General features: G+C 69.0%; 13 protein-coding genes and 4 tRNA genes. 8 read left to right on the top strand and 9 right to left on the bottom strand.

Annotated features, from left to right (window positions below; genetic code table 11):
* Positions 1 to 464: 464 nt before the first annotated feature.
* Positions 465 to 629 carry a hypothetical protein gene (locus tag ACIA5H_RS17280; protein ID WP_397076762.1) on the top strand — a complete coding sequence of 55 codons (165 nt, stop codon included), beginning with the start codon at positions 465 to 467 and terminating at the stop codon, positions 627 to 629.
* A 285-nt stretch (positions 630 to 914) separates the two neighbouring features.
* Here the strand turns inward: ACIA5H_RS17280 and ACIA5H_RS17275 are convergent, their stop codons facing one another.
* Both ACIA5H_RS17275 and ACIA5H_RS17270 read right to left on the bottom strand, forming a co-directional pair.
* Positions 915 to 1,424, bottom strand: a complete 510-nt coding sequence (locus ACIA5H_RS17275; protein ID WP_397076761.1) for a DUF4145 domain-containing protein — start codon at positions 1,422 to 1,424, stop codon at positions 915 to 917.
* 306 nt (positions 1,425 to 1,730) lie between these two features.
* Positions 1,731 to 1,802: transfer RNA gene (locus ACIA5H_RS17270), tRNA-Val, on the bottom strand.
* Positions 1,803 to 2,175: 373 nt separating this feature from the next.
* On the opposite strand from ACIA5H_RS17270, the gene ACIA5H_RS17265 reads away from it, so the two are divergent.
* The 4 genes from ACIA5H_RS17265 (at position 2,176) to ACIA5H_RS17250 (ending at position 4,098) form a co-directional block, all read left to right on the top strand.
* Positions 2,176 to 2,248 (top strand) — tRNA-Gly (locus ACIA5H_RS17265).
* A gap of 43 nt (positions 2,249 to 2,291) precedes the next feature.
* Positions 2,292 to 2,362 (top strand) — tRNA-Cys (locus ACIA5H_RS17260).
* Between the two features lies 1 nt (position 2,363).
* A tRNA-Val gene (locus ACIA5H_RS17255) sits at positions 2,364 to 2,438 on the top strand.
* Between the two features lie 430 nt (positions 2,439 to 2,868).
* Positions 2,869 to 4,098 (top strand): sigma factor-like helix-turn-helix DNA-binding protein, encoded by a 1,230-nt coding sequence (locus tag ACIA5H_RS17250; RefSeq protein ID WP_379251107.1) that lies wholly within the window; start codon positions 2,869 to 2,871, stop codon positions 4,096 to 4,098.
* Here the strand turns inward: ACIA5H_RS17250 and ACIA5H_RS17245 are convergent.
* Positions 4,064 to 5,008: a hypothetical protein gene (locus tag ACIA5H_RS17245; RefSeq protein ID WP_397076760.1), complete on the bottom strand. Its 945-nt coding sequence runs from the start codon at positions 5,006 to 5,008 to the stop codon at positions 4,064 to 4,066. The two genes, ACIA5H_RS17250 and ACIA5H_RS17245, sit on opposite strands and share 35 nt — an antisense overlap.
* 549 nt (positions 5,009 to 5,557) lie before the next feature.
* Here ACIA5H_RS17245 and ACIA5H_RS17240 point away from each other — a divergent pair.
* Positions 5,558 to 6,604 (top strand): hypothetical protein, encoded by a 1,047-nt coding sequence (locus ACIA5H_RS17240; protein ID WP_397076759.1) that lies wholly within the window; start codon positions 5,558 to 5,560, stop codon positions 6,602 to 6,604.
* Here the strand turns inward: ACIA5H_RS17240 and ACIA5H_RS17235 are convergent.
* From ACIA5H_RS17235 to ACIA5H_RS17225, 3 genes are all read right to left on the bottom strand, one after another.
* Positions 6,571 to 7,533 (bottom strand): LysR family transcriptional regulator, encoded by a 963-nt coding sequence (locus tag ACIA5H_RS17235; protein WP_379251561.1) that lies wholly within the window; start codon positions 7,531 to 7,533, stop codon positions 6,571 to 6,573. The genes ACIA5H_RS17240 and ACIA5H_RS17235 overlap by 34 nt on opposite strands.
* Before the next feature lie 427 nt (positions 7,534 to 7,960).
* Positions 7,961 to 9,520 (bottom strand): flavin-containing monooxygenase, encoded by a 1,560-nt coding sequence (locus tag ACIA5H_RS17230; protein WP_397076758.1) that lies wholly within the window; start codon positions 9,518 to 9,520, stop codon positions 7,961 to 7,963.
* A 58-nt stretch (positions 9,521 to 9,578) separates the two neighbouring features.
* A complete protein-coding gene (locus ACIA5H_RS17225) occupies positions 9,579 to 10,811 on the bottom strand; it encodes a cytochrome P450 (protein ID WP_397076757.1) in 1,233 nt (410 codons plus the stop codon).
* A 167-nt stretch (positions 10,812 to 10,978) separates the two neighbouring features.
* Between ACIA5H_RS17225 and ACIA5H_RS17220 the strand changes: the two genes are divergently transcribed.
* The gene (locus tag ACIA5H_RS17220) at positions 10,979 to 12,205 is read left to right on the top strand and encodes an MFS transporter (protein ID WP_379251117.1); all 1,227 of its coding nucleotides are present in this window, start codon (positions 10,979 to 10,981) and stop codon (positions 12,203 to 12,205) included.
* Here the strand turns inward: ACIA5H_RS17220 and ACIA5H_RS17215 are convergent.
* Positions 12,156 to 12,617 (bottom strand): hypothetical protein, encoded by a 462-nt coding sequence (locus ACIA5H_RS17215; RefSeq protein WP_397076756.1) that lies wholly within the window; start codon positions 12,615 to 12,617, stop codon positions 12,156 to 12,158. The genes ACIA5H_RS17220 and ACIA5H_RS17215 overlap by 50 nt on opposite strands.
* Between ACIA5H_RS17215 and ACIA5H_RS17210 the strand changes: the two genes are divergently transcribed.
* Positions 12,616 to 13,155 (top strand): GNAT family N-acetyltransferase, encoded by a 540-nt coding sequence (locus ACIA5H_RS17210; RefSeq protein ID WP_355070416.1) that lies wholly within the window; start codon positions 12,616 to 12,618, stop codon positions 13,153 to 13,155. The two genes, ACIA5H_RS17215 and ACIA5H_RS17210, sit on opposite strands and share 2 nt — an antisense overlap.
* A 7-nt stretch (positions 13,156 to 13,162) precedes the next feature.
* On the opposite strand, the gene ACIA5H_RS17205 is transcribed toward ACIA5H_RS17210, so the two are convergent.
* Together ACIA5H_RS17205 and ACIA5H_RS17200 are read right to left on the bottom strand one after the other, a co-directional pair.
* Complete coding sequence (locus tag ACIA5H_RS17205) at positions 13,163 to 13,915, bottom strand: alpha/beta fold hydrolase (RefSeq protein ID WP_397076755.1); 753 nt, start codon at positions 13,913 to 13,915, stop codon at positions 13,163 to 13,165.
* Positions 13,916 to 13,983: 68 nt separating this feature from the next.
* On the bottom strand, positions 13,984 to 14,766 hold the full coding sequence (locus ACIA5H_RS17200; RefSeq protein WP_355070412.1) for a tyrosine-protein phosphatase: 783 nt from the start codon (positions 14,764 to 14,766) through the stop codon (positions 13,984 to 13,986).
* Positions 14,767 to 14,827: the final 61 nt, after the last annotated feature.

The raw sequence follows: 14,827 nt of genomic DNA, 5'->3' as shown, positions 1-14,827 counted from the left end.
CTTCGCGCCGCCGCCGCGCTGCGACGCGCAGCGCGGCTGATGGGGCGTCGCTCGCGGCGCGTCGAGCGCGTCGGCGACACTCGGCCGCCGGGGCGCGGTAATCCTCTCTGGCCACTTTTCGAACATCCTCGCAGTGCTGGGCACGACGAGAGCCGTACCCGACTTACCTCCCGCAGTCCGCGACGAATCGGCCGGCACTCTGCCCGGTCCACCGGCTGTGGTCCCGTGGAGCTCCCGACGAGTTCACGAGCAGGTCACCGCAGTCAGCCGAACGGACCCCGCCGGTCACCAGTTCCTCTCCGGCCGTGGCGGTCTGACTGATCCGAGGGCTATCACGCCACCAGCGGGCATCAAGAGCGCCTACGGCGTCACTCCGTGATGGCTGGCGCCACTCTTGACACCCACCGGAGCCGTGATCGAGACGCCCTCAGCCAGACCACCCCAACCGGAGAGGAACCCGCGAGATGACCACCAAGCCCACCACCTGCCAGCTCCGCGGATGCGACAACCCCGCCACCGTCCCCTTCACCTCCAAGTACGGACCGCAGGACCAGGTCACCTGGCACTGCACCCCATGCAACACCCAGCACCGCCGCAACCTCGAGATCCTCGACCGCTACCCGTACTGACCCCGAGGGGGCTTCGGCCCCCTTTTCGGGGTTGCCGAACTACTGAGCGTCCTTCGGCCGCTTGGCCCTGCTGTGTGGTGGCCTGCATTGTGTTCACGCGCCCCTCCAGCGTCAAGAGCGCCTACGGCGTCACTACGTGATCGGCATTCGCCGACTCTTGACCCCGGAGCCTCTACGCGCGAAAGGCAGGCCGATAAGGGGCAGGCGCAGCCAGCCCGCCTCTGGGTGCAACCCACCACACACCAGGGCCACCGCCTTCGCAGCGTTCATCGGGCCGTCGATTTGTCACGGACCAGTCTGGTTCTGTCCAGCTTGCGCTTTTCTCGCGAGACGGGCCGCCCTCTGCCGATCCACGCGGGCTGGCCCCTGGTATACCTCCGCGAGCAACTCCGACATGAAGTTCAACACGTCCTCGGCCTCGGCCTGCGGGATTTGTTGCTTCGTGAAGTCGCCATGGGCCATCTCGTTCGCCAGGAACCGAATCTCGTGAGCCGCATCCTTCGTATGCGCTCGAATCAGGCCCTGCTTGTGCATCTCGTCAATCTTCGCCTGAATGGATCCGGTGGTGATGTTCTTGTCCTTGGCTACAGCTTCGACCACTGCTCGCGCCAGAATCACCGCGGCTCGGTTGTACTGCATACCGAGGCATTGGGTTGCCTCGCATGCTGCGGACTCGATCTGAGCTGGCACATCCGGGAAATCTTTGCCCAGCGCCGTGGTCGGGTACCAGCGGATCTGCTCTTCGTAACTCGAATCATCGAAGAACTCGTCGCCGTACGTGCCAAATCCTGGCAAGTGCCCAATGCACCCCCAGCCACACGACGTGCACTTGAACGCCGAGAACAAGTGATACAACTCGTCCCGGCGAACGAACCACCCACCGTTTGGGACGCGCTGCATCTGCGCGTACGCCCCACATCTCCAACACTGCCTGTTAGTCACAGATCCCCGCCTTCGTCTTGAGCCGACAATGCAGGCGTGCCCCCCGCGTGCCTCAGCCCCCGGCAAACAGCGGTCCCTCGCGGTCAAAAGCAGCTGCATACTGCACATCCAACGAGCCAGAAAATGCCCCCAGCCAGGTAAAACGCTGAGGGCATTCCGTGGTCCCAGCTGGGATCGAACCAGCGACCTTCCGCGTGTGAGGCGGACGCTCTCCCGCTGAGCTATGAGACCTGACGGGTTTCCGGCGGCTCGAGATGCCCTCCGGACGAGACGAAACATTAGCACGCGCCACCGGCGGTTCACCAAATCGCCATCCGGACAGGGATGGTTCGGCGGGGAGTCGCCGCCCGCGCGCGGCCCGCGCCGGCGGGCATGCCCGGTGGCGACCGAACCAGGTTCGATGGCCGATTCGATGTGCCTCGACCATCGAGAGGACTACCGCGCGCCCCGGCTCCCCCATCCACCACATGCGCCACCCACGTCACAGCTCGCCACTTTCCCGATTTCCGCCGTTCTACCAGCGGATTTGTACCTTTCACCGAGCGTCCGCTAATGTTCTGTCTCGCACCACGGAGGCCGGAAACGAGCCCCGGGGAGGCAGAATGCGGATGTAGCGCAGCTGGTAGCGCATCACCTTGCCAAGGTGAGGGTCGCGGGTTCGAATCCCGTCATCCGCTCGAGAGGTAGGGCCAGGCAACATTACGCCGTCCCCCTTTGCGCGGTGGAGTGGCCGAGTGGTGAGGCAACGGCCTGCAAAGCCGTGCACACGGGTTCGATTCCCGTCTCCACCTCGCGCGATTAGCTCAGCGGGAGAGCGCTTCCCTGACACGGAAGAGGTCACTGGTTCAATCCCAGTATCGCGCACCACCGTCTCACGAGGTCAGACCCGGTTTTCACCGGGTCTGATTTTGTTTGTGCCCCCGTACGCGGATCGAGCCTCCATTGGCCATTCGTCGTGGTCCGGCTCAGGAACAGGTAGGCGGCTACCCATAATGTCCCGGCACCGCCGCCCGCGCCGACCTCACCTGCGGTGACGTCCACATCGGCTGCGTCACGGCCCGAGCCGGCGGATTCCGTCTCAGCGTCTCCGTCATTGCCACGGTCGGCTCAGGTGCCGAGACCTGACGGCGATTCTTTCCCGACAGCGGAACCGACACTCCGCACGAATAGCGCTGCGCAAGCGCCACTGCTCGAACGAGACTCGGCCATCATCCCGGTGCTCGAGATGGGGCCGCGTGTCGGTGGGTGGGGATACGCTGTGGCGCACAGTGCCGGAGCCGAGTCAGGGGGTTGTCGCGTGACGATCAGCGCGGAGGTCGCGCAAGGCGCGGCGCCGGATGACGACGATCCCGGGTCACTCGACCTGCGCGACGACATCTCGTTCGAACTCGAAGAGGTCAACGAGGTGCTCGGGGAGCTGATCGCGCTGCGCGCCGACCAGAAGGCCAAGGACGGCGACCTGCTGACGGCTCGGCTGGGAGTCGGTGGCGAGAAGCCCGAGACACTGGCCCGGATCGGCGCTCGTTACGACCTTTCCCGCGACCGGGTGCGGCAACTGCACACCAAAGCGGTCGGGCAGATGATCCGGATGGCACAGCTTTCCGGACATCGCGCCGCCGCGGTCCTGTCCGCGCGCTACCCCCTCGACGCCATGGACCGGCAACTCACACGCGCGCTGCTGGTGGAGACGTACGCGACCGACACCGATATCGCCGCGACCGAGCTGTCGTATCTCAAACTCCGGCTGGCCGGGCACGCCGCCGAGGACGCCAAGCGAATCGCCGGATTCGTCACCCAGCGCATCGCGGCGTGGCAGAAGAAGACCAACCGGCGCCTGGCGAAGCTACACGACGCCGAGCCGCGCGCCACGAGTCAGCTGAATACCTGGTTGGGGCAGGTCGACTGGCCCCACGCAGGCACCGCGGCCGCGATCCCGACCTCGTCCGCGCGCACCGTGGACAGCGACGACGACGGCCGAGGGCGCTTCTATCTGGACAAGGTCGGTCGCGACGTGCCGTTCGACTCCGGTCTCGAGGCCAGGCTGCTGCGGATCCTCAACGCCGGCGATCTCGTCGAGACCTTCCTGGAGCAGCCCGCGGCGGTCGTCTACGAACTCGACGGCGCGGAGCGGGTGCACTATCCGAGTATCGTCGCGCGGCTCACCGACGGCCGCACCGTACTGATCGACGTCACGCCGCTGGGCCATGTCGGCTTCCACGTGAACGTCGTGAAATCCGCCGCCGCTCGGGCATACGCGCACGCCAACGGCTGGGGCTGGCTGGTCTGGACCGGCAGCCGCATCGGCGTCCCGGACCTGCGCGCCCGCCCTGTCGACGCCGCGGGTGAGCGGATGCTGCGCGACCTCGTCGAGCGCGGCCCCGTGCACTGGGCCGCGCTCCGCGAGGTCCGCGCGAAGACCGGCCTGGAACTGCTGGACTTCCTCGCGCTGGTGCTGCGCCACGAATGGCGGTGGGACCGGGCGCCCTTCCGGCTCAGCGCACCACCATCGCCCCCGCCAGGAAAGTGACGATCAGCAGCATCGCGCAGATGGTGATCAGCTGCCAGCGGCCGATGGTCACCTCGAGCTTGGCGATCGTGTTGCGCAGGGCCTTGTCGAGCCGGTCGTGATCGGCGATCGTGCGCTGAGCGGCGGCGAGCGCGTCGGCCCGTTCCTGCGCGGCCTGCTCCGCGCGCTCCAGTCGCGTGGTCATCTTCAGCAGATGTTTCTGCTTGTCGCGCAAGGCTTTCCGGGCCACCGCCAGCGACGTGCGCTGGTTGACCAGCTCCTGGCGCTGCCGGGCGATGACCGTGGCCTGCGTCTTCGTGTGGTACTCCCAGTCGGTCACGGTCGCCCAGCCTCCTGTCCTCTCGTCCCGATGGCCCCAGACATACTCGCCGCTCACCCAGCCCTCGATGAACTCGCGCAGCTCGACCGGCTCACGCCGCGGCGCCGCCATCGCGTGCTCGGTGTCGAGCACGCCGGTGACCGCGCGATAATCACAGGCGGCGGGCGCGAAGTCCGCGATGCCCAGGGCGTGCAGGTACGGCACCCAGTAGCCGGGTGGGCACAGCCACAACACGTCCGTACAACCCTCGGCGCGCAGCCGTTCGGTGTGCTCCTGAGCGAGTCCACGCTCCAGCGGACCGCTGCGCACCTCGATCGCGTATATCCGGTCGCCCTTGCGCCAGTACACGTCCACCGGCAAGGTCCCGATGTGCTGATCCACTTCGGCCTCGTCGGCTCCGTAGGCGAGCAGCCTGCCGCACAACCAGTATTTGAGCCGCCGCATATCCCACTGGGCGGCGGCACATTCCGGGCACCCGCAGGCGTAACCGGTCTTCGATCCACGGATACGGCCGGAGGCCTCTCCGATACCCAACTCGGCGAGCATCGCTCGGCGCCCGCAGGCGATCTCCGCCCGCTGCTTCGTTCTCACGCGACCACTCCCCTGCACAAACCACCGCAGGCCCGGCGACCTACGCCATAGATCAAGAGTGCGTCAGACTCGGCTACCTCGCCAGCCCCGTTCACCCCGCGCTCGGGTGTGCCACACACGTGGCCTGCCGACGAGATCTGCGTTGTACTCTGCGGCACAAGGGCTTTCATCATGCCACGGGACGGCATCGGCCACTGCGGGAACGCTGAATTGACAGTTGCCGCCATCCCACGACGCGCCCGGCCGCTCGCAACCCTGGCCCCCCGGCAACCGGCACGGCCTTCGCGCAGCCACCCCTGGGCGTGAACTCGCGCAGGACACGCTTCGGGCGGATAATGACCGATCAGATGCGTCGGCCCGTTTCCGGACAAACCGGGTCGCCGCGTAATCCGCCTGCAGAGGGCTGATTCCGGGGGCCTAGGCTGCTTCGATCAGGTCTTGAATCGGCGGTGCACCGCCGAATCTTTCGCGAGCCGCGGATGTCCAACTGGGCGGATAGAATCGTCCGGCCGAGTGCGAGCTGGGCCGATACGGGGAAGTGGGTACTGGATGGAGCACGGTCAGCAGACCGGCGAGTCGGTCGGCGCGATGTTGGCGAGTATCGCGTCGGCTCTCCGAGAGGTCAGCGAGAAGCTCGACGCGGTGGCGGCCCGGATCGACGGTGCGCAGACCGTGGTGAGCGAACCGACCGTCGAGGGGCGGTTGGCCGAGCTCGAGGCGTGGGCTTTCCGCGCCGGACAGGACATCTCGAGTCTCGATGCCAGGGTGGAGCGCCTGGAATCCGGTGACGACCCAGCGCAGGAGGACCAGCGAACTGCGCAACGCCCGCTTCCCCGGGCAGCCGCGGGACGATCGAACGCGCGCGGACCGCAGCACGGCGGCGCCGAAGCCACTGCGCAGAAGAGCGATTCCCGCGAGCCGGCCGGTGCCACGAACGGTGCGCGCCCGCAGCGCACGCCGCGAGAGCCGGTGCACGCGGCGGTCGAACCGAGTTCCGCTGCGCAGACGAGTTTCACACCGCCGCGCGAGCCCACGCCGACCGCGCTCGATACGAACGCCACGTCCGGGCAGAACTTCACCACGCCCCGCGACCCGGCGGCGAGCTTCACCGCCCCGCCGTCCCGTGAGCCGGCTTTCACCACTCCGGTCCAACGGGAGCCCGTAGCGCCTTTCACCGCGCCGACACCGCGCGACCCGAGCACGGGACAGCAGGAGGCGTTCATCGCCTCGCGCGAACCCGCCACCTCGTACTCCCCCGGTGCGAACGCCGCGTACGAGAGCATCGTCGCGTCCGCCCCGAGCACGACGCACAACGGCTCGGAGAACGGCACAGCCCCCGGCACCCCGGGCGTGGGACTCACCGGAGCGCACCGCGCCGGCGACGACGACCGCACCCCGGTCGAGAACACGCACGTGGACAAGCTGCAAGCCATGCTGGACGAACTCAAGCGCACGGCGGCGGCTCCGCTGGGTCGCTCCGACCTCTTCGGGCCGGCGCCGGGCGAGTCGACGACGAATGGCTATCAGTCCGACCGCACCGACGCGCAGCGCCGACCGGCCGACTACCGGCTATCCAGCCCGCCCCCGATGTCCTGAAGGGCCTTGACGCGGCGCCGCTTCGGCGGACGCGCCGCCGCGAACGAACGCAACAGGATCTGCTGGACGAGATCGCGCAGCCAGCGATGCCCCCCGTCGGCGGTGTTGCGCGGATGCCAGGCCATCCCGATGGCGACTTCGGGCAACGGCAGGGGTATCTCGAACGCGCTCAATCCGATCGCGGGTAAGGTAGCGGCGCTCAGCAGGGCGGGCGCGGGGCAGACCAGGTCGCTGCCGCGCACCGCGAACAGCGCGCTGGTCAGCGTGGGCACGGTGGCCACCACCCGCCGGGTGCGGCCGTGCAGGGCGAGGCGGTCGTCGATCGGGCCGTGCGAACGGCCGGTGCGCGAAATGCTCAGGTGCGGCGCGGCGGCGTACGCGGCGACGGTGACGCGATCGGTGACCAGCGGATGGTCGGTGGCGGCGACTCCGATCACCCGGTCGGTGAGCACTCTGCGCACAGTGGTCTCCGGGTCGGTGTGGTCGATCACGCCGACCTCCAGGTCGACGCGTCCATCCCGCAACGCCCCGGTGCCCTCGGCGATCTCCGGCAGGAAGCGCAGCGTCACGCCCGGCGCTTGGGCGCGCACCGCGGACAGCAGGGGCCCGGCCAGTTCGGTGAGCACCATGTCGCCCGCCTGTATCGCGAACGTCCGGCGCAGCGCGGCCGGGTCGAGGTCGTCGCGCGGCGTCAGCAGTGCGCGGCCCTGCTCGACCAGCGTGCTGACCTCATAACGCAATTCCAGTGCGCGCGGCGTCGGCACCAGGTTGCGACCGGCACGCACGAGCAGCGGGTCGCCCAGTACGTCGCGCAATCTGGCCAGCGTCCGGCTCATCGCGGGCGGCGAGGTGTGTAGGCGCTCCGCGGCCAAGGTGACGCTGTTGGTGTCCAGCAGTGCGTCGAGGGCCACGAGGAGATTCATGTCCAGCGCTTCCACCCTTGGATTATCGCCAACGCAAACAACGCCCCCCGGTATTGCGCGCGCGATAACTCGCGGCGAGTCCGAACCGAGCGGTTCCACTGGACAGTCGGAGGCGGAACCGTCCGTGATCGAGCGGGCCGCCGCCGCGGGCGCGGCACCGTTGCGAGCATCCGGCTGGCCGGTGAGCTGGGGATACGCCCCGCACAGGCCAGCTGGGCGGCGGCGCGACAGTCTTGGTCGAGCACGCCGGCCCCAGAAAGCAGCACCGCAGACCGATCGGCCATCGGATGGCCCGGCACGATTTGCCGCATGACAGCCGCCGGTTCGGCAGTCGATGCAAGTGTGCGCACGCGGTCGCCCACCCCGCGGCCCGGACCGATCGGAGAACTCGCTGACCGGGTGGACCGGCGCTACCCGGGTCCGCCCCGATGTTCTAGTGGCTGACCCGGCCGCTGTCGCCCTCGTACGGAAGCAGCTCCGCCTCGATCGGCGCCGCCGGGCGTGCCACCGGCCCTGGCCCCGGCTTGCGACGGTTGGCCAGTCCGCGGTAGGACTCGGGCTTGATCCGGCGGAACACCTGCGCCACGCGCGTGTGCAGCGGCAGGCGGAACTTCAGGTCGGCGAGCATCTCGTCGATGTTCTGGATGGAGAACGGGACGACCGCGGTGCCGTGCGCGTGGTGGCCGTGCGTGCGTTCCTCCATCCAGCGCAGCCGGGCGTCGATCTCCTCGTCGAGTTTCTCGGCGGGCGGCAGGACGAGCCCGCCGTTGAGCAGCGCGGCGGTCCAGTGCGCGGCGACCTCGGCGTTCAGCGTGCTGATCACCGAGGAGTTGTAGCCGGCGAAGGTCAGATTCGGGACCTCCAACGGCAGGATCTGACGGTGCAGGCGGAAATTGCCGTGCTCATCGGTCAGCCTGCGCTGGATGTACGGCGTGAGGAACGGCACGCGCTGCTGGAAGCCGGTCGCGCAGATCACGACGTCCGCCTGCAGCACCTGCCCGGTGGACAGCCGGATCCCGGGCGCCGCCTTCGGGCCACCGCCCATCTCGGTGATCGTGGTGTCCCGGTGCACCGTGATACGTCCGTTGGCGACCTGCTCGTAGAAGCCTTCGCTCACCAGGCTGACGGTGCTCTCGGCGATCTGCTCGAACCGCCCCTCGGGCACCAGACCGAGTTCACGCAGCTGCGAGTGCTTGGTGACCAGTTCCTGGATCAGATCGAAATTGCTGATCCGTACCGATTCGCCGGGGCCGTCGAGGAACCGGTCCATCCAGCGGGGCCGCAGGTAGTGGAAGTGCGCCTCGCCGAAGCGGGTCAGCATCAACCGCTCATAGTCGATCACCCGCGCCAGCTTGCGCGGCATCTTCCAGAACAGCCGCCGGGCCACCACCGAGGTGGACGCCGCCACCTCGCTCACGGCGGTGGCGATGTCACAGGCGGACTTGCCGTAGCCGACCACGACGACCGACTTGCCGCGCACCGACTCCAGATCGGTGAACTCCGAGGAGTGGCACAAGCGCCCGCCCGCCGCGCGGAACCAGTCGGCGCCGCGGTACTCCGGCATCGCGGGTTCGCTGAAAACACCGTTGGCGATGACCAGGTGATCGCACGAGGCGCGATGGATGCCGCTCGAATCGCGAATCTCCAGCAACCAGCCGCTGTCCACCGGATCGGCGGCGACCACCTCGGTGCCCAACCGCAGGTGCTCGGTCAGCCCGAAGTGCTCGGCGTAGGCGGCCAGATAGGCCTGCATGTGCTGCCCGTCGAGGACGCGCGGGTAGTCGGCAGGCATGGGGAAGTCGGAGAAGTGATATGTGTCCTTGGAGTTCTGCGTCTGCAGTCCCGGGTATCGCCGGGTCGCGCTCCACACACCACCGACATCGGGTGCACGGTCGAAAACCTCGACCGGAAAACCCGCCTGTTTCAGCACTTTCGCGCAGGCAAGACCTGCGATACCCGCACCGACGATCCCGATGCGGCTTCCGCTTGTCATGCGCGAGAGATTACGTCGCCAGCGGCGCACAGCAAAGTCGGTCGACCGAATCCGCTCTTCAGCGCACTACGGGCGTACCCACCGGGACCACCGGAAGCTCGAGCAGCCCACGGATCAGAATGCTCTCCCGCCACCGCAGGTCCGCATCGTCGACGGCGGGCCGCAGCTGCGGATAGCGCCGCACCAGCCGGGTCAGCGCGATGCGGGCCTCCAGCCTGGCCAGCGCCGCTCCGAGGCAATAGTGGATACCGTGGCCGAAGGCCAGGTGCCCGTTCGTGCCGCGGTCCGGGTCGAACGCCGCGGGCGAGGCGAAGTGTCGTTCGTCACGGTTGGCCGACGCCACAGAGACCAGCACCAGCTCCCCTTCCGGGATGACGCCGCCGGCCAGGCGGACCGGCGCGGTGGTGTAACGCAGGGTCGCCACGTTGACCGGGCCGTTGTGGCGCAGCGTTTCCTCCACCAGCGGTGTGACGCCCGCCGGGTCGTCGCGCAGGGCCAGGTAGCGGGCGGGATCGGCGAGCAGTTCCAGCACGGAGTTACCGATCAGGTTCACCGTGGTCTCGTGGCCCGCGACCAGGATCAGGAAGGCCATGGAGATCAGCTCGTCGTGACTGAGCCGGTCCCCTTCCTCGGTGGCGAGCAGCAGCTGGGAGATCAGATCCTCACCCAAGCCCTCCGCGCGCCGCCGGGCGACCAGGTCGTCGAAGTAGTCGACGATGGCGTCGGTCGCGGCACGGATGCCCTCCGGCGTGGACATGGGTGTGTCGACCACGGCCGCCGACCACTCCCGGAAGCGCGCGCGGTCCTCGACCGGCACGCCGAGCAGTTCGCAGATCACCGTGATCGGCAGCGGAAACGCGTACTCCGCGAGCAGGTCGACCGGACCGGCGCCCGTCGCACGATCGATCGCGTCGAGCAGATCGTCCGCGATCGCCACGATCCGCGGTGCGAGGGCCTCCATCCGCGCGGGCGCGAACGCCGGTGTGACGAGTTTGCGCAGCCGCGAGTGCCGCGGCGGGTCGGAATTGAGCAGATGCAGGCTCAGGCGCGGGTTGACCGCCGTGACGCCGCTGCCACCTGCGGCTGATCGCCGCGCCTGGGCGCCCCTCGGAGCGTGCGGGTCCTTGTGGACGTCGGGATGGCGCAGCACCTCCTTGGCGGCGTCGTAGTCGACCACAAGCCAGGCGCGCACACCGGTGCGCAACCGGACCTGATGCACCGGCCCCTCGGCGCGCAACTGCTGGTAGAAGGCATGCGGCGTGCGAAAGAAATCCGCGGGCAGCTCTCTCATCCGATCGGTTCCCCCTGATTCGTGAGTATCGTTGCGGCCCTTCGATGGTGACACCGATCACGGATCTCGGCCAGGCCGCGCGACCGGACCATCCTGTGATCAGCGTTGCCCCTCGTCGCGGCCCGGCCTGGCGCGCGTCGTCGTCAGGGTCCGGCTACCCTGCGCCAATGAGTTCGATCGCGCCCGTCCTGCGGCGTGCCCGGATCGCGAACTCGTTCGCGTTCGGCGCACAGGGCTTCTTCCTCGCCGTCGTGCTGACCGAGTTGCCGCAGCAGAAGGAGCGTTTCGGGCTGTCGGACGGCGTGATCGCCGTCTCGGTGGTGCTGATCTCGTTGCTGGCGGGCGGCGGCAGCGTCCTCGCGGAGCGGCTGGCGCTGCGCTGGTCCAGCCGCGCGGCGGTGCGGATCGGGCTGCTGCTCGTGGCCGTCACCGGATCGGCGGCGGCGTTCGCGCCGAACACGCCGCTGCTGGTGGCCGCACTCGGCTGCTACGGGATCGCGGTCGGCATCGTCGACGCGAGCACCAACATGCAGGCCGTGTTCATCCAGCACGGCTACGGGACGTTCATCCTGTCGTCGTTCTACGCCGCGTGGAGCGCCGGAACGATAGCCGGGGCATTGTTCGTATCCGGGTGCGAGGCGCTGGAGGTGACGCTGCGCGAATCGCTGCTCGCGGCCGCCGCGATCGTGCTGCTGCTCGGCTGGGCGCTCGGACGAGGACTGCTCGGCGTGCGGGACGCGGAGACGAGTCCCGTCGAGACCGCCGCGTCCGGTCCCACCGTCGCGCTGCGCGCGTATGTCGGGTTCGGGATCGCGATGGCGTTCGTCTTCGCGGTCGACCTCGCGGTGGGCAACTGGTCGGCTTTGTACCTGACCGATGACCTGCTCGCCGGTTCGGCGACGGCGGCGCTCGCCTTCGCCGCGTATCAAGGCACGTCGTTGGTCTCCCGGATCGCCGGGGATTCGCTGGTGCGCCGTTTCGGTCCGCGCCCTGTGGTGCGGGCCGCCGCGGGCACCGGAGTCCTCGGTCTGGCTCTCGTGGTGGCCGCGCCGAGTCCGGCGGTCGCGATCGCCGGGTTCCTCGTCGCGGGCGCGGGCCTGCCCGTGATCGCGCCGCTGTGCTTCAGCGCGGCTGGGCAACTCGCGACCGGACGGGAGCTCGACGCACTGATCGCGCGTCTCAACCTGTTCAACTACGCGGGGACACTGCTCGGCGGCGGTGTGGTCGGCGCGATCGCGGCGAGCGTCGGTCACCGCGTGGGATTCGTGATCCCGCTGCTGTTCGCCGTGGCCCTGATCGGGCTCTCCCGCGTCTTCCGCTCCCATCGGGTCGCGAGCGCGCCTCCTACGCGGAAACTGGACCAGCCCACCGAACTCGGACCTGCCACCGGGTAGTGCGGTCAGCGGTGCGCAACCGGATCTCGGCCGGCGCCGAGATCTCCGAGCGCAATCGCCGCAATCGGCCGATCAGCCGATTCGCCAGCCGCGGCGACAACAGGAAGGCCGGCGCGGTGGCGCCCGACACCGCGGCGCCGGTCAGCAGCGAGTCGCGTGACTGCTCCGGCCGCGGTGTCTGTGGCCTGCGTGTTCTGGTCGCCCAGAGCGCCACCACTTCGCTGTTCACCTGATCCGCGGCCGATCGCCAGTCCGCGACGCTCACCGGCAGCGCGGGCGTGGGCCCCGACTTCGCGGGCACCGGGCGGATGACGGCCTCCTCCATGGCGCTCACCTGCTGCCGGGCGCGCGACGAGGTGAGTTCCCTGCGCCCCGCCGCTGACGCGTTGTCGATATGCTCTGATGTAGCCATGAGCAACCTCTCCGTCGTCGTCGACCGGGCCGGGCTGTGGGACGCGGAAGCGCTCAGTGATGTTGCCGCCGCGACTTTTCCACTGGCGTGCCCGCCCGAGGCGACGCCCGACGACATCGCGGTGTTCGTCGGCGAGGTCCTGTCGGGCGAACGGTTCGGCGAATATTTGAGCGATCCGGCCCGGATCGTGCTCAAGGCTGTCGCGGACGACGACATCGTCGGTTACGCGATGCTGGTCACGGGCGGCCCAGCGGACCCTGCGGTGGCCGAGCCGGTCGGGCCGCACCCGATGGTGGAGCTCAGCAAGTTGTACGTGCTGCCCGGCCGGCACGGCACCGGGGTGTCCACCGCGCTGATGAACGCCGCGCTGGACTGGGCGCGCGCCGAGGGATATCCGGGCGTCTGGCTGGGCGTCAACCAGGAGAACGTCCGCGCTCGGCGCTTCTACGCCAAACACGGTTTCACCGAGGCCGGCACCAGGACGTTCACCGTCGGCGCCCAGGTGCATCACGACTACGTGCTGCGGCTGGTCTTCTGATCCCGCCTCAGCGCAGGAAATCGACGAGTGCGGTGTGGAACGCGGGGTTCAGCACCGCCATCAGGTGATCGCCGGGCACCACGGCCAGTTCACCGTTCGGCAGCGCGTCGGCGAGTCGCTCCGGTTCGGCGGCGAAGGGGTCGTCCTCGCCCGCCAGCACCAGCGCGGGCACGGTGATGTCCGCCAGCGTCTCGATGGGACGATCGTCCAGACCCGTCGCCACGGCGTGGATGGCTTGCACGTCGGCCTGTACCGCGTCGGCGAGCACCCGGAACATCTTCGCCGTCGGCGACGCGTCCGCGCCGTCTCCGGTCATCGCGGCCTGCAGATCCGGCAGGTCGATCACGCGGCGATCGACGCCACCGCAGTCCAGCACACCCGACCCGATGCCGCCGACGGCCAGCCGCCGCACCCGCCGGTCGGCCGCGGCCACCATCAGCGAGATCACCCCGCCCATCGAGTACCCGACCTGCGCGACCTCCTCGAATTCGAGCTCGTCGTAGAGGGCGCGTACGTCACGCGCCATCGCCTGCCACGAGTACCGCGCCGCGTCGTGCGGCTTGCCGGAACGGCCGTGACCGCGCGCGTCCAGGGACACCACGGTGTGCCCGGCGGAATGCAGTGCGGCGACCACACCGGTGCTCATCCAGTTCGCGTTGGTGTCCGCGACCACTCCGTGCTGCAGCACGACCGGGATGCCCTCGCCCTCCCACACCCGGTAATTGAGTTCCAGGCCGTCCCATGTATCAAACTTCGCCATGCCGGGATCGTAGTGCACGGCACGCCACCGAAACTGCCGAAGCGGACGTATCGGGCCGGGTGCCGCGCTCAGGCCAGCAGTCGGTCCCGCAAGGCCGCGATATCGGCGTCGGTGAGTCCCATGCCGTCGCGGACATACGCGTCGAAACTTCCGTAGGTCCGATCCACCTGGTCGAAGGCGGCGTCGAGCCAGGATCCCTGAACGCCGTTGAGCGGGTCGTTCTCGCTGGCGTTGCGGAATCGGTTGGACAGCAGATAGTCCTCGGTGACCGTGGCACGATCGACGCCGAGCAGCGTGAGCAGCACGGCCGCCGTCCAGCCGGTGCGGTCCTTGCCCGCGGTGCAGTGGAACAACACCGCGCCGTCGGCGCCGATGAGGTCGCGCAGCACCGAAGCGAACGCCTCGTTCGCGCCGGGCGCGGTGATGAACGCGCGATACAGGCCGTCGCCTCCGGTGAGCGTGGTGGCGATGACCTCCGGGGGAGCCTGGCCGATCACGTCGGCCCAGTGCGCCGTCGCGCCCGCGGGCAGCCGGTCCGGACCGAGCGCGCGCTCGTAGACCGTGCGCAGGTCGTGCACGGAGCGCACGCGGCGGCCGGTCAGCGCGGCCAGATCCTCCGGCGTCGCGTTGTTCAGCTGCCCGGTCCGATACACCAGACCGGTGCGCACGATCCGGCCGTCGGTGGTGCGATACCCGCCGATGTCCCGCGCGTTCTGCACCCCTTGCAGGTGCAGGGAGGGATCGGCGACGACGGCCGCAGGCGGGTCGGCCTGCGCGATGACGACTACCGGCCCGAAGGCGACCGCCAGGCCGGCCGCCATCGCGACCGGGACGCGGAAACGAGTGGCCATTCGGCTGCTCCAATCATCGGGTCTGTGGGTCTGCCCACGTTCTCTCGCCGGCCGCCGAGGC

The sequence above is a fragment of the Nocardia sp. NPDC051900 genome (assembly GCF_044452545.1).
Lineage (GTDB): Bacteria > Actinomycetota > Actinomycetes > Mycobacteriales > Mycobacteriaceae > Nocardia > Nocardia sichangensis.
Note: the sequence above shows the minus strand (reverse complement) of the source record. Positions and strands in the feature narration are given on the sequence as shown.

Coding starts and splice junctions, on each gene's coding strand:
- ACIA5H_RS17225 (WP_397076757.1), bottom strand. CDS start 10,811: ATGAGAGAGCTGCCCGCGGATTTCTTTCGCACGCCGCATGCCTTCTAC.
- ACIA5H_RS17220 (WP_379251117.1), top strand. CDS start 10,979: ATGAGTTCGATCGCGCCCGTCCTGCGGCGTGCCCGGATCGCGAACTCG.
- ACIA5H_RS17280 (WP_397076762.1), top strand. CDS start 465: ATGACCACCAAGCCCACCACCTGCCAGCTCCGCGGATGCGACAACCCC.
- ACIA5H_RS17215 (WP_397076756.1), bottom strand. CDS start 12,617: ATGGCTACATCAGAGCATATCGACAACGCGTCAGCGGCGGGGCGCAGG.
- ACIA5H_RS17240 (WP_397076759.1), top strand. CDS start 5,558: ATGGAGCACGGTCAGCAGACCGGCGAGTCGGTCGGCGCGATGTTGGCG.
- ACIA5H_RS17200 (WP_355070412.1), bottom strand. CDS start 14,766: ATGGCCACTCGTTTCCGCGTCCCGGTCGCGATGGCGGCCGGCCTGGCG.
- ACIA5H_RS17230 (WP_397076758.1), bottom strand. CDS start 9,520: ATGACAAGCGGAAGCCGCATCGGGATCGTCGGTGCGGGTATCGCAGGT.
- ACIA5H_RS17205 (WP_397076755.1), bottom strand. CDS start 13,915: ATGGCGAAGTTTGATACATGGGACGGCCTGGAACTCAATTACCGGGTG.
- ACIA5H_RS17210 (WP_355070416.1), top strand. CDS start 12,616: ATGAGCAACCTCTCCGTCGTCGTCGACCGGGCCGGGCTGTGGGACGCG.